Consider the following 17,667-nt stretch of genomic DNA (forward strand, 5'->3'; position numbering starts at 1 on the left):
CCGCTGGCATCGGCCATCATCCCCGAGCCGGGCATCGAAGCCGAAATCGTCCCGCCGCTGGCTGCCGAGCCGGGTGCCGCCGCCGAGCCGCCGCAGGTCGCGCTTGTCATTCCCGAGCTGAATCTTGAAGCCGAGCCGTCGCCGGCATCGGCCGTCATCCCCGAACTGAAGGACGAAGCGCAAGCCATTCCGACGCTGGTCGGTATGTCAGAACGGCTCGGTGAAGCCGAGGCCGAGCTGCCATCGCTGCTCCCGCTGCAGTCCATTTCCCTCGACAGTTTGCCACGCGGCGTTCTTGGGGGCGGGGTTGGTCCTGAACCTGAACCGGTGTCCGGGCCTGCTTTCGATGTGCTGGCCGACTTGCCGCCGCCTGCGCCGGCTCCGCAGCCGGCGTCGCCGCTGGCTTTCTCCTCCATTGCGCACGGTGCGAGCATGGAGGAGATGATCCAGGCCGCCAAGCTGCGGTTGGCCGACGAATTGCGCCGTCAGCAGACGCGCGAGTTGGAAGAGCGTTTGGCACGGCCCTTCTCCATCGAGGGCGGGGCGACGGGCGACGGGGTAGCGATGGACGAAAGCGCTCCGGCCGGACCCGCGGTGTCCGTGATAAAGGTGGCGGGTGTCGCCGCCGCCTCGCATGTCCAGCCGCCGCCGCCGTCGCGGCAACCGGTGATACCCGTCGACGAAGCGGAGCTGGTCGATCTGCTCGCCCATAAGATCATGCCGCGCATGAAAGTCGAGTTGTCCTTGTGGCTGCAGGATGCCCTCGAATTGCAAGCCAAGCAGATGCTTTCCGGTGTCATGCACCAGCTCAAGGAAGACTACGAGATGTTGTTTAACGAAACCTTGCGCGACAGTTTGCGCCAGGCCATCGCCGAACTCGGCCATCCCGAGCGCGAGGAGAGATTTTGATGGGACACCGCTTGTCCAGGATTGTGACGCGCACGGGCGACGACGGCAGCACCGGTCTGGGAGACGGCTCTCGCGTCGGCAAGGAGTCGCCACGGATAGAGGCGCTCGGCGATGTGGATGAGCTCAATAGCGTGCTGGGCGTGCTGTTGGCCGAGTCGCTGCCGTCCGATGTGACCGACTGGCTGTGCGCGGTGCAGCACGATCTGTTCGATTTGGGGGGCGAGCTGGCGGTGCCCGGTTATGCCGTTCTGACGGTCGGGCATGTCGAGGCGCTCGAGCGCCAGCTCGCCCTGTTCAATGCCGACCTGCCCATGCTCAAGGAGTTCATTCTGCCTGGCGGCTCGCGCGCTTCGGCCCTGTCGCAGCAGGCACGGGCCGTTTGTCGTCGTGCCGAACGGGCTCTGGTGGCGCTGGCGCGCGACGAAGCCGTTTCCACGCCAGCCCGGCTGTATCTGAACCGCCTGTCCGACGCTTTGTTCATCCTGGCGCGCTATCTTAACCGGGCGGCCGGCGTCGCCGACGTCTTGTGGCAGCCCGGCCGGCGCTCCGTGCCGGGCTGAGCCATTCCCGTCAGGACGCTCTGCGTTTGACGGCCTGGCCGCCGAAGGACTGGCAGTTCGGCATCATCATGATGCTGTTGATCGTGACGTGTGCGGGACGGTCGGCCACCCAGGCGACGGTGTCCGCTATGTCCTGCGAACTCAGTGGCGTCGTGCCCTCATAGACCGATTGCGCGCGCTCTGCGTCGCCATGGAAGCGGACCCGGGAAAATTCGGTGCCGCCACAGAGTCCGGGCTCGATGCAGCAGGCACTGACGCCGCTGCCGACCAGGTCGGCGTTGAGATTGTGCGTGAACTGCAGTACGAAAGCCTTGCTTGCCCCGTAGGCGGTTGAGCCTGCGTAGGGGATCTCACCCGCGGTCGACCCGATATTGATCACGACTCCGCGTCCACGCTCCACCATGCCCGGCAGCACGGCCCGGCTTACGTAGGCGAGTCCCGCGCAATTGGTTGCGATCATGGTGTCCCAGTTGTCCAGATCGGCTTTATGCGCGGGCTCCAGACCCAGGGCGAGGCCTGCGTTGTTGACGAGTACGTCGATGGCGGCGAAGGGGGCGGGCAGGGCGGCAATGGCATTTTGCACGGCAGCCCGGTTCTGAACGTCAAGTTCCAGCGGCAAAATCGATGTGCCAAATTCGTCGGCCAACGCCGCCAGCTTGTCGGTGCGTCGCGCGGCGGCGACGACCTTGTCGCCGCGAGCCGCGAACAGGCGGGCGCAGGCCAGCCCGAAGCCGGCGCTGGCGCCGGTGATCAATACTGTTTTTTGCATCGTGTTCTCTCCTTTGCTACGGCCGGATTGCACCGGAAAAAACATCATTCTACGCCTCTGGCCCCGCTCCCGCCGCAGCGGGAGCGGGGATCGCGCTTAGTGCGCGGCGGCGGGGCACAGCACCTGCTTCATGCCGCCGGCCATGGCCGAGGCTCCGCAGATCAGCCCGACTACGCCTGCAATATGCAGCACGGTGGCACTGGCGGTCAGTTCGGCGGCTGCGAGCAGGAAAAAGAGCAGGGTCAGCGTGCCGAAAATAACCTGGCTCATGCGGTCATGCTTGAGAGTGCCGACGAACATCAGCAGCGTGAATACCCCCCACAGCAGCAGGAACGCCGCCATCGATGCAGGGTCGGCTGCGGCGACCAGACCGGTCTTGGGCAGGACCACCAGAAATACCAGCGACAGCCAGAACATTCCGTAGGACGTGAAAGCGAGTGTGCCGAAGGTATTCCCTTTTTTCCATTCCAGTACCCCGGCGATGACTTGTGCTATGCCACCGTAGAAAACGCCCATGGCCAGAATCATGCCGCTCATGGCGAGCAGTCCCAGATTGTGCAAGTTGAGCAGAACGGTCGTCATGCCGAAGGCCAGCAGGCCTAGCGGAGCGGGGTTGGCGGTTTGGTCCTTGAAAGTCAATTCTTTGGTTTCCTGCATGCTAATCCTCAAAAATGGTCTGAGCCGACGGCGACATTTCGGCCATCAGGGCCGCGCAGTATAGCAAGCTCGCGCGTGCCCATGTTGCGGTGCGTCAATGTTGTTCCATCCGCGCCGGTATTGGCTTTGCGCACGTTAACACCCTTTTTTAATACCTGTGAATTAAACACTTTGAATTTATGGGGCCTGCTCAGTAGACTGTCGCCTGCCTCGATGCTCGGGGCGCCGCTGTCCTGTGCCGCCGGGCGCGGCGGCAGCGGGGACTGGCCGTATCCGCCGCTTGCGGAGTGGGGAAACAAGGGGAATGTAATGAAATCGTTAAGAGTCAGGCTGTCTGTCTATTCAAGCCTGCTGGTCGCCGTTGCCGTCTTATTGGTTGCCGGCCTGTGTTACCACAGTCAGATGCGTCAGGCCGAGGATGCGCGGCTGGCCCAGATGCGGCTGGCGGCGGATACGTATTCCGCTTCGCTCGCATCCTGGGTCGGCGATAAGAAGCGCCTGACGTCCGCGTTGTCCGCCGCCGTCGGCCTTGGCGACCCGGTGCCGGCGCTGGCGGAAATCGATAAGGGCGGCGATTTTCTTCTGACCTACATCGGTTTCGCCGACAAGCATTATGTGTTCTCGCGCAAGACCGATGTGCCTGCGACCTACGATCCGACGTCGCGCCCCTGGTACCGGGAGGCGGTGGCCGCCGGTCAGGTCACCCTGTCCCAACCCTATGTCGATGCATTCACCCATCAACTGACCTTGTCCATCGCCGCTCCCGTGGCCAGGGACGGCAAGCCGGTGGCGGTGGTTGCCAGCGATATCAATGTCGATGGCGCACTGGCGGCCATCGGGCAGACCCATATCGGCGACAAGGGCTATCTGTTTTTGATGAACAAGGCCGGCCTGTTGTTGTCGTTTCCGGACAAGGCACGGGTGATGAAGGCGGCACAAGAGGTTTGGCCGGGGTCTGGCCCGGCCCTGTCCGGCACCGGGGTGCAGGACGCCAGGATCGGGGGGCGCGATGTCTACGTCCTGCTGCATCCGGTGGCGGGCAGCGACTGGACGCTGGGGGTCGTGGTCGATCGCCGCGAAGCGGCAGCGCCGTTGCGGCAGGTGGCACTGACCATCGCACTGGCGGTCATCCTGATTCTGGTGCTGTCACTGCCGCTCGTGTACTGGGTCATCTCGCGGGCGCTGGCAAGCCTGGATAGCATGAAATCGGCCATGCGCGATATCGCCGGCGGCGAGGGCGACTTGACGCGGATGCTGCCGGTGTCGAGCCAGGACGAGGTCGGTGAGGCGGTGCTCGCGTTCAACCACTTCATTGCCACGCTCAAAGCCATGATCAAGGAACTGCGTGGCAGCACGCAGGCGATGACGCACACGGTGACCGATGTGGCCGCCGAGCTCAAGCATATCGCCAGCGAGTCGCAGGATATTGCCCGGACGAGTCTGGACAATGGCAGCGCCATGGACAATATCAGCGGTAGCGTGGCGTCGATCGCCGATTCGGCACGCATGACCGACAGCATGATCAGCAAAGCTTGCGTGATTTCGGTCAATAGCGAAAACGAAGCCAAACGCGTCGTGGCCGAGGTGCGCGACCTGGTCGGCAGTGTGAGATCGCTGGCGGAAACCTTGAGTGGTCTCAACCGCCGTGCCGAAGATATCCGCGATATCACCAATGTGATCAAGGATATCGCCGATCAGACCAATCTGCTGGCGCTGAACGCGGCGATCGAAGCGGCGCGAGCCGGCGAGCAGGGCAGGGGGTTTGCGGTGGTGGCCGATGAGGTGCGCAAGCTGGCGGAAAAAACGGCGCAGGCGACCCTGGAGATCGGGAGTCGCGTGAGCGGGATCGTACAGGAAACGGGTACCGCCGCTGACGTGGTCGATAGCGTGGTCGTCAGCGTGGACCGCAGTGTGGCCTCGATCGAGTCGTCGGCGGAAAAAATCGCGGCGGTCAAAGCGATAATGGAACAGTCGATGGTGCGTATCGAAGCCGTGGTGAGTGCAACGGACGAGCAGAGCGGTGCGGTGCAGCAGATCGCGCGTTCGAGCGAGTCGTTCAATGCGCGACTGCAGAGCCTCGATCAGGTGCTGCACCGTGTCGACCGGCAGCTCGATGCGATGGCGGCCCATGCCGAAGGCATCGAAAGCGGCTTCGGCCGCTTCCACGTCGATTGAATTGCCCCGGGCCGCGGCGCCGCCAGGCGCTGCGGCCCGGGGGCGGGAACTCAGTCGGGGAAGGTTGCCGCGATGCGGCGGCAGGCCGCGATATGCATTGCCTTGTCCGCCGCATCGAGCCAGCTCGCTTCAAAGGCATTGATTGCCAGTTGTACGATTTCGGTGCGCTCCAATTTCAGGGCGTGTGTCGTGCCCAGCCAGTTTTCCTGCAGGTACCCCCCGAAGTAGGCGGGGTCGTCCGAGTTGATCGTGGCGCAGAGCCCCGCGGCCAGAAGTTCGCGCAAGGGGTGCTGCTCCAGAGTATCGCAGACCTTGAGGCGGACATTGGAGTAGGGGCAGACGGTGAGCGGGGTGCGGCTGCGCGCAAGACGGGCGACCAGTTCGCTGTCTTCCAGTATGCGTACGCCGTGGTCGATGCGGCACACGTCGAGAACGTCGAGCGCTTCACGGATGTAGTCGGCCGGACCCTCTTCGCCGGCATGCGCGACGCGCGGCAGGCCGAGCGTTTTGCATTCGGCAAACAGGCGCGCGAATTTGGCCGGCGGGTTGCCTCGCTCGCTCGAGTCCAGACCGACACCGTCGATGCCGGCAAGAAACGGCCGTGCGGCTTCCAGCGTCTGCAAACCGTCCTCTTCGGACAGGTGGCGCAAAAAAGAGAGAATCAATTTCGAACTGATGCCGAGTTCGGCTTTTGCCTGATCCAGTGCGCGCCGGATGCCGCGGTAGACGGTCGCGAAAGGGATGCCGCGCCCGGTATGCGTTTGCGGGTCGAAAAAAATCTCGCAGTGAACGATGTTGTCGGTCTGTGCGCGTCGCAGATAGGCCCAGGTGAGGTCGTAAAAGTCGCGCTCCTCGATCAGGACGCCGGCGCCGGCGTAGTAGAGGTCGAGGAAGGATTGCAGGTTTTCGAAACGGTAGGCGGCACGAATGTCGTCCACGCTGGCATAGGGCAGCGTCACGCCATTGCGGCGGGCCAGTTCGAACATCATTTCCGGCTCGAGCGAGCCTTCGATGTGGAGGTGCAGCTCCACCTTGGGGAGCGCCGCGATCAGCGCTTGATGCCGTGTCGTCATCGTCGGTTTATTCCTGTGCTGGTGGCGATGTATCTGTGTATCGCACGGCCAAAGAGCGTAAGGATAGCGATTCCGGCGTCGCGACAGAAGCCCGGTCGCGCTTTTTGTGATTTCAGCTCATATCCAGAGCCCGTAGCAGGTCGTCGCGGCTGATCGGTTTGATCAGCAATTCGTCGAAGCCGGCCGCCATGATCTGTTCCTTTTCGCTGGGGAAGGCGTGTGCGGTATAGGCGATGATTTGCAGGGGCGGCGCCAGCGGTCTGGCCCGCAAAATGCGGCAGACTTCTTCGCCTCCCATTCCCGGCATGCTGACGTCGAGCAGCAAGTGCGTGATGTCCGGGTATTGCTGCAGCAGGGAGAGGCCGGTCGGCCCGTCTTCCGCATCCAGGACCTCCACCCCGTATTTTTTCAGGATTGCCATCGGCAGTTTACGATTGATCTCTTGATCGTCGACGACCAGTACTTTCATGAGATGTCCCCGGTTGTATTTTCCAATGCGCGCACCGGCGCCTGCGGTAGCGTGAAGGTGAAGGTGCTGCCCTTGCCCGGCGTGGAGTCGAGCGCCAGCTCGCCGCCCATCAACTCGACCAGTTGGCGCGATAGGGCGAGTCCCAGCCCCACGCCATCGTGCCGGCGGTTTTCGAAGGTGACAACCTGCCTGAATTTTTCGAAAACCAGGCGCTGCTCGTTCTTGGCGATGCCTGGGCCCGTATCGCGGACGGTGAAGCGCACTCTGCCGGTCTCGCGCGTCACCGCAAGGGCGACTTCACCCTCGCGCGTGAATTTGAGCGCATTGTGCAGCAGGTTGTTCAGTACCTGGGTCAGGCGCATCGCATCGCAATTCAGGTTCGGCGGGACGTCATCGGCTATCGTCTGCGTAAGAGCCAGGCCTTTCTCCGCCGCCATCGGCTGGTAGCTGGCCAGGATGGTGTGAATGAGTTCGCGCACGACAATCGGCTTCATGTCGAGTCTTACTTGCCCGGCCTCGACGCGGGCCAGATCGAGTATCGAATTGACCAGATTCAGCAAGTGGTGGCCGCTGGTCTGTATGACGCCGGCAAATTCGCGGCGCATGGCGCGATCTTCTTCCTCTTGCACCAGTTCCGCATAGCCGATGATACCGTTGAGCGGAGTGCGCAATTCGTGTGATACCGATGCCAGAAAGTCCGATTTCAAGCGGTTGGCCTCCTCCGCGCGCGCGCGCGCCTCGATCAGCCGGCGCAAGAGCCGCGTCGTGGCCAGGGCAAAGGCCAGCAATGTCAGGCTGACGAGCGCGCCGAACAGCAGGTAGCCGCGTTCGCGGGTGTGAAAGTCCGCTAGGGCGGCGTCCTCCGATACGCCGACGAGGACCATGAAGGGATAGTCCGGCAGGTGGTGGAAGGCGTAGAACCGCGTGGTGCCGTCGATAATGCTGCGCAGGCTGTAGACGCCCTGCCGCGCTTTGTGCGAAAGAGCCATGGCGGGGGAGGAGGACAGGCTCTGCCCGAAAGTGACGTCGTTTCCCGACTTGCGCACGCGAACGATGCCATCGTCGCCGAGCAAGGTGATCACACCCTTGGCTCCGAGATCCATTTCGCTATAAAGCCGGACGAAGTAGTAGGGGTCGAGCGAGACCACCACCGCGCCGCCGAAGCGGCCATCCGCCTTGTTGATCCGTCGCGTCATCTGGATCGACCACTTGCCCGAAGCGCGCCCGAGAACGGGTTTGCTGATGAACAGGCACTGGCAATCGCGGGCGATGTGGAATTTGAAATGCTCGCGGTCGGACAGGTCGATGACTTTGTGGTGGGGAAGATTGGACATGATGTAGCTGCCGTGTTCGTCGATGATGCCCAATTGATTGAACAAGCTGCCCAGTATCATCCCTTCATGTACGTAGCGCGGGATGTCGACCTGCTTCCCCTCCCGCTGGTAACTGAATTTGAGAAACAAAACCGCCTGGTCCACGCTTTTCAGCGTGCGTAGCGTGTGTTCCTGGAGTGCCTGGGCGAGATTGAGGTTGGTGCGGTTGATATTGCCGATCTCATGCTGCAGTTCGGAGCGGATTTTGTAGGCAATGGCAGACCAGGTCAGCAGCAAGAGGAGTAGCGTAAAGCCCCAGACTAGTTTCAGGCCGGGGGTCGGGGGCGATTTGAGCCTTTTGTCACGCGTCATCGTCAAATTATAGTTTATATGGGTACGATCTAATCGTAGGCGCAGGACATGCCCGGGTAAATGCCGGTTTGCTCCCGCTGTCGTGCCCCTGTCTCAGCGCACGAGGGGAATGTCGCTCAGGCGGGTGGTGTAGAGGGGGGAGCGCAAGTCCTGTCGCATGTGCCAGCGTTCGCTCAGTGCCTCGGCCGCCAGACGGACCGTGCCGTGGCCGTGGGTGCGGTTGAGCGTATCCAGCGTGCGCATCAGGTTTTCGCGGCGCGGGTCGGGCGGGGGGAGGAACAGGTCTGCCTGTTGCCGGTTGGCGGGTTCTATGTCCAGCAGGACCACTCCTGCTTTATGGTAGCGGCATCCGGCTTGATAAAGTGATTCGAGGGCCGCCAGTGCGACCCGGACCAGAAGCAGCGTATCGGCGCTGGGCGCCGCCAGCGGCAGGCAGGCCCAGTGCCTCGCCTCGCCTCCTGCTGCGGGATGGGTGCCGAGGCTGACGCCGATCAGCGCGCAGCGGCTGCCTTGGGTGCGCAATTTTTCCGCCGCACGGGTCGCGTGGTGGGTGACGGCGGCGCGCAATGCCGGCAGTTCGCTGATACGCTGCGCGAAAGACCGGCTGGAGAGGATTTGCTGCCGCGGAGGCGCCACGTCGTCCAGGTTCAGACAGGATATGCCGTTGAGTTCGGCTACCGTGCGTTCCAGCACGATGCTGAAGCGGCGCCGGATGCGGCCCGGGTCGGCGCGTTTGAGGTCTAAGGCGGTTTTGATGCCGAGCGCGCCCAGCTGCTCGCCCAGCCGGCGTCCGACGCCCCAGACGCGGGCGACCTCGAGGGTGGCGAGTCGCGCATCCATCGCTCCGGGAGGGAGCATGTTCCAGTCGAATACGCCGTCCAGGTCAGGCGTGCGCTTGGCGACATGGTTGGCCAGCTTTGCCAGCGTCTTGCTCGGGCCGATGCCGACGCAGGTCGGAATGCCTACGCGGCGGCGCACCTCGTCGCGCAGGCTGCGCGCAAGCGCGAGGCGATCGGCCCGGCTGTCGAGGCCGAGGAAGCACTCGTCGATCGAATACACTTCCTGGCGCGCGCACCGCTCGGCCAGAACCGTCATCATGCGCCGGCTCATGTCGCCGTATAGCGCGTAGTTGCTGGAAAAAACCGCTACCCCCAGGCGCCGGCACTGCGCGGCGATGCGGAAATAGGGGAGGAAGCCCTCTATGCCCAGTGCCTTGGCCTCGGCCGAGCGCGCGACGACGCAGCCATCGTTGTTGGATAAAACGATGATGGGGCGGCCGATCAGATCCGGACGGAATACACGCTCGCAACTTGTGTAAAACGAGTTGCCGTCGACCAGGGCGAAGTCGGCCATGCGTTCAGAATTTCCGTACGCAGGCGGTGACGACACCCCATATCATGAACTCCTGCTCGTAGCTGGGAATGATAGGGGGGAAGGCTGGATTCTCTGCCTGCAGCACGATACGTCCACCGCGGCGATCCAGCCGCTTCACGGTGAATTCGCCGTCCAGCGCGGCAACGACGATGTCGAACTGGACCGGTGTGCGCCCCTTGTCGACGACCAGCAGGTCGCCGTCGAAGATGCCGGCGCCTATCATGGAATCGCCCTCGACCCTGACCATGAAGGTGGCCGGGCCATCTTCGATCAGATAGCTGTTCAGGTCTATCCTGTCTTCGACATAGTCATCGGCGGGGGACGGGAAACCCGCGCGCACACCGCTCGCGAACAGGGGCAGGTGCAAAGCGTGCGGCGCTGCCGCGGGCAGCCAGTGCGGCGGTGCGGGGGGAGCGGCCAGTCGTTGTGCCTGCCGCCGCTGGACCAGGTCGATGACGGCCGACTTGTCGGCGACGGGAATGCGGAGCTGGGTCAGGGCTTCGCCGGTCTGGATGCGCCCGCTGCCGGCCGGTCGGCCGGCGCCGGGGCGGGAGCCGCCATGTTTCTTGAGCATAGGGAATCCTTAACTGAAGTCGGTATTTGATAATTGTAGCAAAAATCAATTCGGGCATTCATCTTAATTCCCCGGGTCACCAGAAATCCCGCCCGTCAGGTCGGAATCGCGGCGCAACGCCGGCTTGATGACTGGGGACTTTGGGCTGTTGCTGCCAGATAAAGTTGAATTACCAAAGGTGCCACCTATAGTGCTAGGGAGAGTATCCAGCCGGGAGAGGTGTCATGAGCAAAAAGACCAGTATCTACATCAGCGACCGTGCCGAGGATGTAATCAGTCAGGTGGAAGGGGGCAGTTTGTCCGGGCGCATCAACAACATCGTCGATCGCTATGGTCTGGTCGTCAGCCGTGCGCGGCGCGGCCTGATGCGGGAGCTGTCGCCGGAGCAGCTCGCCCTGATCCGGCAGGCGGCGCAAGGCTGGGCGACCGGGAAGGAGCCGGCCGGGATGCTGATAGGCACCCTGGCGGCGCGGGTGGAGGACGCCGCGCGCGGTGCCCTGGCCGGAGAAGACGTGCAGGGGGTGCTGGCTATCTTGTCCGATCTCGAGCCGGCCGAGGAGCTGGCCCTGATCGAATGGCTGGAGCAAGCGCCGCCGGTGCACGATGGGAAAAGTTCCTGACGAAACGCGGTTCGATTTGTTTTTTGTCAAAATGTTGCGGTTTCGCCTGTGTGACTTCGTGTAAACAGCTAAAATCGTACACTTAGGGGATGGACGCGGAACAGGCTATCTGCCAGAAGTAAAGTATTCTACAATGCAGTCTGCCACAGTTTATCCATTGGTGGCGGGGCACCGGTGCACGGTCGGGGGTTGGGCCGGGTTCGGGTGGCTGGCGGCCAGGAAATACCGAGCATTGGGACTCAGAAAACGCGCCTGCGGTGGCGCTGTGATGAAAAGTCTTTCAGGGAATAAAACAGGGAATAAAATGCCAACACATACTGATGCACAAGTTTTGCCAGAGAGCCCGGCCCTGTCCGAGATTCGACAAGAACGGACGTTGCCCGGCAAGCCGGCTCACGTCAGCAACAACGTCGCGATGTTGCTGGACGATATCTCCAGACGCCGCCGCCAGCACTCGTGGAAAGAGCGTGTTGCCCGGGTCGCCATCCGATGGCTGCTGGCCTGCCCGCTGGTGTTCGGGGTCTTTGCGCTGGTTTTCGCTTTCCAGGGCCATATCGACAAGACCATCGTGACCTGCATCGGGATGATTCTGACTTGCACCGTGGGCCTGATTTTCGATTTGCCTGCCATCGTGCGCAAGCATGCCGTGACCAATGACGGTCTGGCTTCGATCGAAGCCGAACTGCACGAGCGCGGCAGCATGTCGCCGGAAGAGGCCCGTCAGTTCTCTGCCAAGCTGGTGAACCTGACTCGCTGAACGGCAACGTTTCCGTGAAGAGGGGGCCGGCGCGCGAGCCGGCCCGGAAAACCGCCCTCGCCGTGAACAACGGCGAGGGCGGTTTTTTCATGCGCGCATCCCGCGCAGGTCGTGCGCGGCCTGACGCAAGGTTTGTACCGTACTGTCCCAGTCGAGGCAGGGGTCGGTGACCGAGCAACCGTAGCGCAGTGTCGCCAGGTCCCCGGTAAAGGGCTGGGTCCCGGCTTCGATGAAGCTTTCCAGCATCAGGCCGACCACGCTGCGATTGCCGTGCAGGATCTGGCGCACGACGTCGCCGACGACCAGCGGTTGCAGTTCGGCATGCTTGGCGCAATTGGCGTGTGAGCAGTCGACCACGATGTTGGCCGGCAGCGATGCCTTGCGCAGCGACTCCTCCGCCATCGCGATGCTGACGCTGTCGTAGTTCGGGCGGCCGCCGCCGCCGCGCAGGACCAGATGCCCGTAGCGGTTGCCCCGGGTGCGGATGATGGCCGAATTGCCTTCGGCATTGATGCCGAGGAAGCTGTGTGGCTGGGCGGCGGACATGATCGCGTTGACGGCGGTCGAGACCGAACCGTCCGTGCCGTTCTTGAAGCCGACTGGTGTCGACAGTCCCGACGACATCTCCCTGTGGGTTTGCGATTCCGATGTGCGCGCGCCGATTGCGGTCCACGCGATCAGGTCGCCGATGTACTGCGGGGCGATCGGATCGAGTGCTTCCGTCGCAGCCGGCAGGCCCAGCGCGTTGACGGCGAGCAGGAAGCGGCGCGCCTGCTCGATGCCTTCGTCGATGCGGAAGGAATCGTCCATGCGCGGGTCGTTGATGAAGCCTTTCCAGCCTGTCGTGGTGCGCGGTTTTTCGAAATAGACCCGCATCACGATCAGGAAGCGGTCGGCCAGTTCGTCCGAGAGCGCCTTGAGGCGGCGGGCGTAATCGAGCCCGGCGACCGGATCGTGAATGGAACAGGGCCCGGCAATGACGATCAGGCGGTCGTCCTCGCGGTCGAGAATCGCTTGCAGTTCCCGGCGCCCGGTCAGTACGGTTGCGGCGGTCGTTTCGTCGAGCGGCAGGCGACGGTGGATCTCGGCCGGCGTCGGCATGGCATCGAAAGAGTCGATATTGAGGTTTTCGGTCGGTAGCATGGGGGTACGTATTCGTTTATATGTCGTTCAAGACTATCAGATACGCCCGGGCTTGTGCGTGCCGCCATTGCCCAGCGCTAGAGTGCAGATTCTCAGCGGTAAATGTTATTAATAGCTTGCCATCTTTCCATAATACCTGAACAATGTTGCGGATCAATGGCTTGCCGTGCAGACGGACCCTGCGGGCCCCCAGTGCGACTGGCACGGGCGCGGCTCGCGTGAGCAGGGACTGCCGCGTGCGCCTGTTTGAACCAAGGCTTGGAAAGGAATGGCTGGATGGGCCTGCGCCCGTTATCGAAAACGTCCCGCTGGATACTGTACGGCATCATCGCTTGCACGCCGTTTTTCGTGCCCGGTCTTCAATCCGCTGCCGGGCATGCGGAGGCGTCGCTGTTGCTGTTGCTGCTGCCCGTTGTCCTGTGCGCCGCCATCGGTGGACCGATGGCGGCTCTCGCTTCGACGGCGGTGTCGACGCTGGCCGCCGATTATCTTTTATTCGAACCGGTTGCGGCGCTGCGCGTGTCCAATGCTTCCGATTTGCGCAGCTTGCTGAGTTTTGCCCTGCTCGGACTGGCCATCACCGCCATGAGCTGGGGCATGCACCGGGTTTTGCGCCGCAGCGCGGCCAACCGGCAGTCCTTGCAGGAACTGGCTACCTTGGTCGATGCGGCCGGGTCGGCCATCGTCGCTACCGATGGCGAGGGACTCATCACCCGCTGGAGCCGCGGCGCGGAGCTTTTGTTCGGCTACCGCGCGGATGAAGCACTGGGTCTGCCTTATGACTTCCTGCTGCCGCCGGGGGACCGCTTGCGCGACCGGCGCCTGCAGCAGCGCGTGATCGCGGGCGAGGACGTGGCGCCGGTCGAAGGCCGTTTTCTGCGCAAGGACGGTGTTCCGGTCGATGCCCTGCTGTCCGTGTCGGCCCTGCGCGATGCAGGAGGATGCGTCGTCGGTGTCGCGCGCGTGTGCAGCGATCTTTCCCGCCACAGGCAGGCGGAGGAGGCGAGGACGGACGCCGAGTTGAAGTTCCAGGCCCTGGTCGAGTCGTCGGTGGCGGGCTTTTATATGGTACAGGACGGCAGACTCTGCTATTTGAACCCGGCCTTTGCCTCGATTTTCGGCTATGAGCCCGGCGATTTATACAATGCCCCGCTGGAAAAGCTGTGTGCCGCAGAAGAGTTGCCCACGGTAGAACGCAATATCCGTCTGCGGCTGGACGGGACCGTGCGTGCGATCCGCTACAATTCGATCGGCCTGCGTTGCGACGGGAGCCGTATCGCCGTCGGCATCCACGGCAGCGTCTTCATGCAGGGCGGGCGGCCCGCCATTATCGGCGCCCTGGTCGACATGACCGAGGTGCAGCGCAGCCGGGAGGAACTCAAGGTCCTGGTCGAAGCGAAAACGGCCCAGCTGCGGCAGCGCGAACAGGTGCTGCAGACGATACTCGACAATGTTCCCGCGATGATCGGCTATTTCGATCGCGATATGAACAACCGTTTCGCGAACCGCGCCTATCACGACTGGCATGGTTCGCAAAGCGGCGAACTGCTGGGCAAGCATCTGAGCCAGATCCATTCCGACAGCGTTTATGGCGATCTGCTGCCCTATGTCGAGTCGACGCTGGCCGGAGAGGCGCAGTCGTTCGAAATCGCGGTCGATCGCACCGGCGGGCCGTCCGCGCGTTACCTGCAGGTGCATCTGGTTCGCGATACGCTGGACGGGCGGGTGCAGGGTTTTTATTCCATGTCTATGGACGTGACGCCGATGAAGCAGGCGCAGAATGCGCTGCGCGATTCGGAAGAGCACTTCCGCCAGCTGTTCGACGCCGCACCGGTCGCGATGGGCCTGTACCGCGCCGACGGTTGCTGCGTGATGGCCAATCAGGCCCTGGCGACCCTGGTCGGCGCCAGTCGCGAGCAGTTGATGGCGCATGACTTTCACCATACGCCGGCCTGGCGCGAGTCGGGCTTGCTGGTCACCGCGCGCCGGGCCCTGTCGTTTCGTGGCGAGCAGCGGCTGGAAACCCACTTCGTGTCTTCGCTCGGCCAGCGGCTGGAAGTCGATTGCGAATTCACCCTGCCGCTGATCAAGGGTGAGGTGCACCTGCTGATGGTGTGCCGCAATCTGGCGTCGCAGCGTGAAGCCGAGAGGATGAACCAGCAGGCGCTCGAGGCCGAGCAGTCGCGGCAGCGCGCCGATCAGCACTACCGTCATGTACTGGAAAATCTGACCGACGGTTTCTACGTGACCGACCTGCAGGGGCGCCTGCTGGAGGTCAACGATGCCTATTCCCGGGTCTCGGGCTATGACCGCGAGACGCTGCTGCGGATGCATGTCGGCGAACTGGAACAGGGACTGGCTCCCGACGCCATGCTCGCGCGGCTGCAAAGCATCGCCGAGAAGCGCAGCATCCATTTTGAAACCTTGCATCGCCGCCGTGACGGCACGGTGTGGCCGATCGAAGTGTCCGCCTCGTATTCGCCCGCCGATGGCGGCAAAATTTTCGTGTTCAGCCGCGATATCACCGAACGCAAGCGTACCGAGGACGAGATCCGCACGCTGGCGTTCTACGATCCGCTGACACAGCTGCCCAACCGGCAACTTTTGATGGATCGTTTACGGCAGGCTTTGCGCGCGAGCCAACGCAGCGGCCATCCCGGCGCCTTGCTGTTTCTCGATCTGGACAACTTCAAGCAGCTCAATGACACGCTGGGCCACAATATGGGCGATCAATTGCTGGTCAAGGTCGCACGCCGCCTGAAGGCGTGCGTACGCGAGCGTGACACCGTGGCGCGGCTGGGGGGGGACGAATTCATCATCGTGCTCGAAGGGATGAACGTCGCACCCGAGAAGGCGGCGGCGCAGGCGCGCCAGGTGGCGGGCAAGATCGTCAAGTCGCTGGACCGCCCCTACCTGCTCGGGCTGAACGAGTACAACAGTACGACCAGTATCGGTGTCACCTTGTTCTATGGCCAGACCGAGAAAACCGATGAGCTGTTGAAACAAGCGGATCTGGCGATGTACCAGGCCAAATCGTCGGGGCGCAACACCGTTTGTTTCTTTGATCCGGTGATCCAGTCGGCGGTCGAGAACCGTTCGATGCTGGAAAAGGATTTGCGGCGTTCGCTGACGCGCGACCATATCCTGTTGTACTTCCAGCCGCAGGTCGATCGCCATGGCCGCCTGATCGGCGCGGAATCGCTGGTCCGCTGGCACCATCCGGCGCGCGGGGTGGTCGGCCCCGACGAGTTCATCGGCCTGGCCGAGGAGTCCGGGCTTATCCTGCCCCTGGGGCAGCGCGTGCTGGAGCTGGCGTGCGAGCAACTCGCGCGCTGGCACGACGATCCCGTATTCAATACCCTGACGCTGGCGGTCAATGTCAGCGCCCGCCAGTTCCGTCATCCCGATTTTGTGCCGCAGATCCGGCGTCTGCTCGACGTGCATGGCATCCGGCGTGGACGGTTGAAGCTTGAACTGACGGAAAGCCTGCTGCTGCAGAATGTCAACGAGTCGATCAAGAAGATGGTCGAGTTGTGGGAGATGGGGGTCAATTTCAGTCTCGATGATTTCGGTACCGGTTACTCATCGCTTGCCTATCTGAAGGAGCTGCCGCTCGAACAGCTCAAAATCGACCGCTCCTTCGTCAACGATATTCTGAGTGCCGGCAACGATGCCGCCATCGTGCGTGCCATTATCACCATGGGGCATAATCTCGGACTTTCCGTGGTGGCCGAAGGGGTGGAGTCGCAGGCGCAGTGGGATATTCTTTTGGCCGAAGGCTGCGATATCGGACAGGGTTTTCACTTCAACCGTCCGATGCCGATCGAGGAATTCGAGCAGGTTCTGGGATTGCCGGGTGTGTCTTCCAGCGAGGACGACCGGATGCCGGCCAGAGCTTGACGCACGGCGGTCTCAGCGGAGGGTGGCGAGCAGCAGTACGTCGAGCGCACTGTGCTCCGTGTCGGAGAATTCTCCGGCGCTATCCCATATCCTGACGAAACTGCCGTGCGGAAAGACGACCTCGTCGCCGCAGGCCTGCGCCGCGGGCGTCCCGACCTGTATGCCCTCTGCCCTGCGCCGGTTGTCGCTGCTGGCGAGGGTGAAGCCCCTGATCAGTGGAACGGCGTTGGCGAGCCGGTGCCCGGCGGGGAGGGCCATGCTCCGGCTGTAACGGGCGGTGGTATTGGTCGAATAATGCAGCGGCTGGGCCAGGGTGTCGTGTTTCTCCGCGCTGACGAGGTAGAACGGATAGACCGAACACAAGGCGCCGCCGGCGGACGGCCTGCCATGCAGGCCTACGGTGCCGGTCACCCGTGCCTCGGACGAACCTTGCGCCTGATGAAAGGCGGCAGCGGCTGTCAATACGCCGAAATCCCGCCCGAACCCGTTGTACTGCCCGACGACGAACCCGCTCATGGCGGTTGCGCCCCACTGTGGAGTGTCGCCGCCGGTGTCAATGACATCCCAGCCGCCGTTGTGCAAGGGATTCAGGTATTCCAGTTTGACCCGGTCCGGGTCGGCGCCGCACCAGGCTATCAGGTTGACGGTGGCATGAGCCTCGTGCAACTGGCTGTTGCCGGCGGTATCCAGTACGGTGCAATTCACACTGCCGCGTATCGAGCCCGCGCCTGCGGCTACATCCACTATATTCAGCTCCAGCTTGGCAATGGCATAGTCCCCCGGCTTGAAGCGGATGCTGAATTCTTGCATTCCCAGAACATAGGCCTGTATCTCGCCGTCGCCTTTGAAACTGAACCAGGGGCTGTCGTGGCTGACGGTCTTGCTTGCTATGCGAAAGCTCATGCCTAACCTTTAATGATCGAAGATGTGCCGGGCGGGTGCATTTCCGGCATGGCGCCCCCGAGACAGGCGGGAGCGCCACGGATCGCTCAATTCTATGGC

14 protein-coding genes and 1 pseudogene are annotated in these 17,667 nt (G+C 62.8%); 6 read left to right on the forward strand and 9 right to left on the reverse strand.

Annotated elements, in window-relative coordinates; translation table 11 throughout:
• Together G520_RS25405 and G520_RS0114915 are read left to right on the forward strand one after the other, a co-directional pair.
• Positions 1-909, forward strand: a pseudogene (locus G520_RS25405) (hypothetical protein); the annotation flags it as partial.
• Complete coding sequence (locus G520_RS0114915) at positions 909-1,469, forward strand: cob(I)yrinic acid a,c-diamide adenosyltransferase (protein ID WP_028536346.1); 561 nt, start codon at positions 909-911, stop codon at positions 1,467-1,469. The pseudogene G520_RS25405 and the gene G520_RS0114915, both read left to right, overlap by 1 nt.
• A 10-nt stretch (positions 1,470-1,479) precedes the next feature.
• Here the strand turns inward: G520_RS0114915 and G520_RS0114920 are convergent, their stop codons facing one another.
• Positions 1,480-2,238, reverse strand: a complete 759-nt coding sequence (locus tag G520_RS0114920) for an SDR family NAD(P)-dependent oxidoreductase (RefSeq protein ID WP_028536347.1) — start codon at positions 2,236-2,238, stop codon at positions 1,480-1,482.
• 96 nt (positions 2,239-2,334) lie between these two features.
• Positions 2,335-2,895 (reverse strand): acetate uptake transporter, encoded by a 561-nt coding sequence (locus tag G520_RS0114925; RefSeq protein WP_028536348.1) that lies wholly within the window; start codon positions 2,893-2,895, stop codon positions 2,335-2,337.
• Positions 2,896-3,204: 309 nt separating this feature from the next.
• On the opposite strand from G520_RS0114925, the gene G520_RS0114930 reads away from it, so the two are divergent.
• Positions 3,205-5,070, forward strand: a complete 1,866-nt coding sequence (locus G520_RS0114930) for a methyl-accepting chemotaxis protein (protein ID WP_028536349.1) — start codon at positions 3,205-3,207, stop codon at positions 5,068-5,070.
• A gap of 50 nt (positions 5,071-5,120) precedes the next feature.
• Here the strand turns inward: G520_RS0114930 and G520_RS0114935 are convergent, their stop codons facing one another.
• The 5 genes from G520_RS0114935 to G520_RS0114955 form a co-directional block, all read right to left on the reverse strand.
• Positions 5,121-6,143: an adenosine deaminase gene (locus G520_RS0114935; RefSeq protein ID WP_028536350.1), complete on the reverse strand. Its 1,023-nt coding sequence runs from the start codon at positions 6,141-6,143 to the stop codon at positions 5,121-5,123.
• A gap of 112 nt (positions 6,144-6,255) precedes the next feature.
• Positions 6,256-6,612: a response regulator gene (locus tag G520_RS0114940; protein WP_028536351.1), complete on the reverse strand. Its 357-nt coding sequence runs from the start codon at positions 6,610-6,612 to the stop codon at positions 6,256-6,258.
• On the reverse strand, positions 6,609-8,297 hold the full coding sequence (locus G520_RS23000; RefSeq protein ID WP_084637661.1) for a cache domain-containing sensor histidine kinase: 1,689 nt from the start codon (positions 8,295-8,297) through the stop codon (positions 6,609-6,611). Before G520_RS23000 ends, G520_RS0114940 begins: the two co-directional genes overlap by 4 nt.
• Before the next feature lie 93 nt (positions 8,298-8,390).
• The gene (locus tag G520_RS0114950) at positions 8,391-9,650 is read right to left on the reverse strand and encodes a Y-family DNA polymerase (RefSeq protein WP_028536352.1); all 1,260 of its coding nucleotides are present in this window, start codon (positions 9,648-9,650) and stop codon (positions 8,391-8,393) included.
• Between the two features lie 4 nt (positions 9,651-9,654).
• Positions 9,655-10,245, reverse strand: coding sequence for a LexA family protein (locus G520_RS0114955; protein ID WP_028536353.1), 591 nt, complete (start codon positions 10,243-10,245; stop codon positions 9,655-9,657).
• A 224-nt stretch (positions 10,246-10,469) separates the two neighbouring features.
• Between G520_RS0114955 and G520_RS0114960 the strand changes: the two genes are divergently transcribed.
• Both G520_RS0114960 and G520_RS0114965 read left to right on the forward strand, forming a co-directional pair.
• On the forward strand, positions 10,470-10,865 hold the full coding sequence (locus G520_RS0114960) for a hypothetical protein (protein WP_028536354.1): 396 nt from the start codon (positions 10,470-10,472) through the stop codon (positions 10,863-10,865).
• Positions 10,866-11,169: 304 nt separating this feature from the next.
• A complete protein-coding gene (locus G520_RS0114965) occupies positions 11,170-11,622 on the forward strand; it encodes a hypothetical protein (protein WP_156876976.1) in 453 nt (150 codons plus the stop codon).
• Positions 11,623-11,709: 87 nt separating this feature from the next.
• On the opposite strand, the gene G520_RS0114970 is transcribed toward G520_RS0114965, so the two are convergent.
• A complete protein-coding gene (locus G520_RS0114970) occupies positions 11,710-12,765 on the reverse strand; it encodes a 3-deoxy-7-phosphoheptulonate synthase (protein WP_028536356.1) in 1,056 nt (351 codons plus the stop codon).
• Positions 12,766-13,041: 276 nt separating this feature from the next.
• On the opposite strand from G520_RS0114970, the gene G520_RS24080 reads away from it, so the two are divergent.
• On the forward strand, positions 13,042-16,665 hold the full coding sequence (locus G520_RS24080) for a PAS domain S-box protein (protein WP_051229433.1): 3,624 nt from the start codon (positions 13,042-13,044) through the stop codon (positions 16,663-16,665).
• A gap of 12 nt (positions 16,666-16,677) precedes the next feature.
• Here the strand turns inward: G520_RS24080 and G520_RS0114980 are convergent, their stop codons facing one another.
• Positions 16,678-17,568 (reverse strand): hypothetical protein, encoded by an 891-nt coding sequence (locus G520_RS0114980; protein WP_028536357.1) that lies wholly within the window; start codon positions 17,566-17,568, stop codon positions 16,678-16,680.
• Positions 17,569-17,667: the final 99 nt, after the last annotated feature.

This window comes from Paludibacterium yongneupense DSM 18731, from assembly GCF_000422925.1.
Classification (GTDB): Bacteria; Pseudomonadota; Gammaproteobacteria; order Burkholderiales; family Chromobacteriaceae; genus Paludibacterium; species Paludibacterium yongneupense.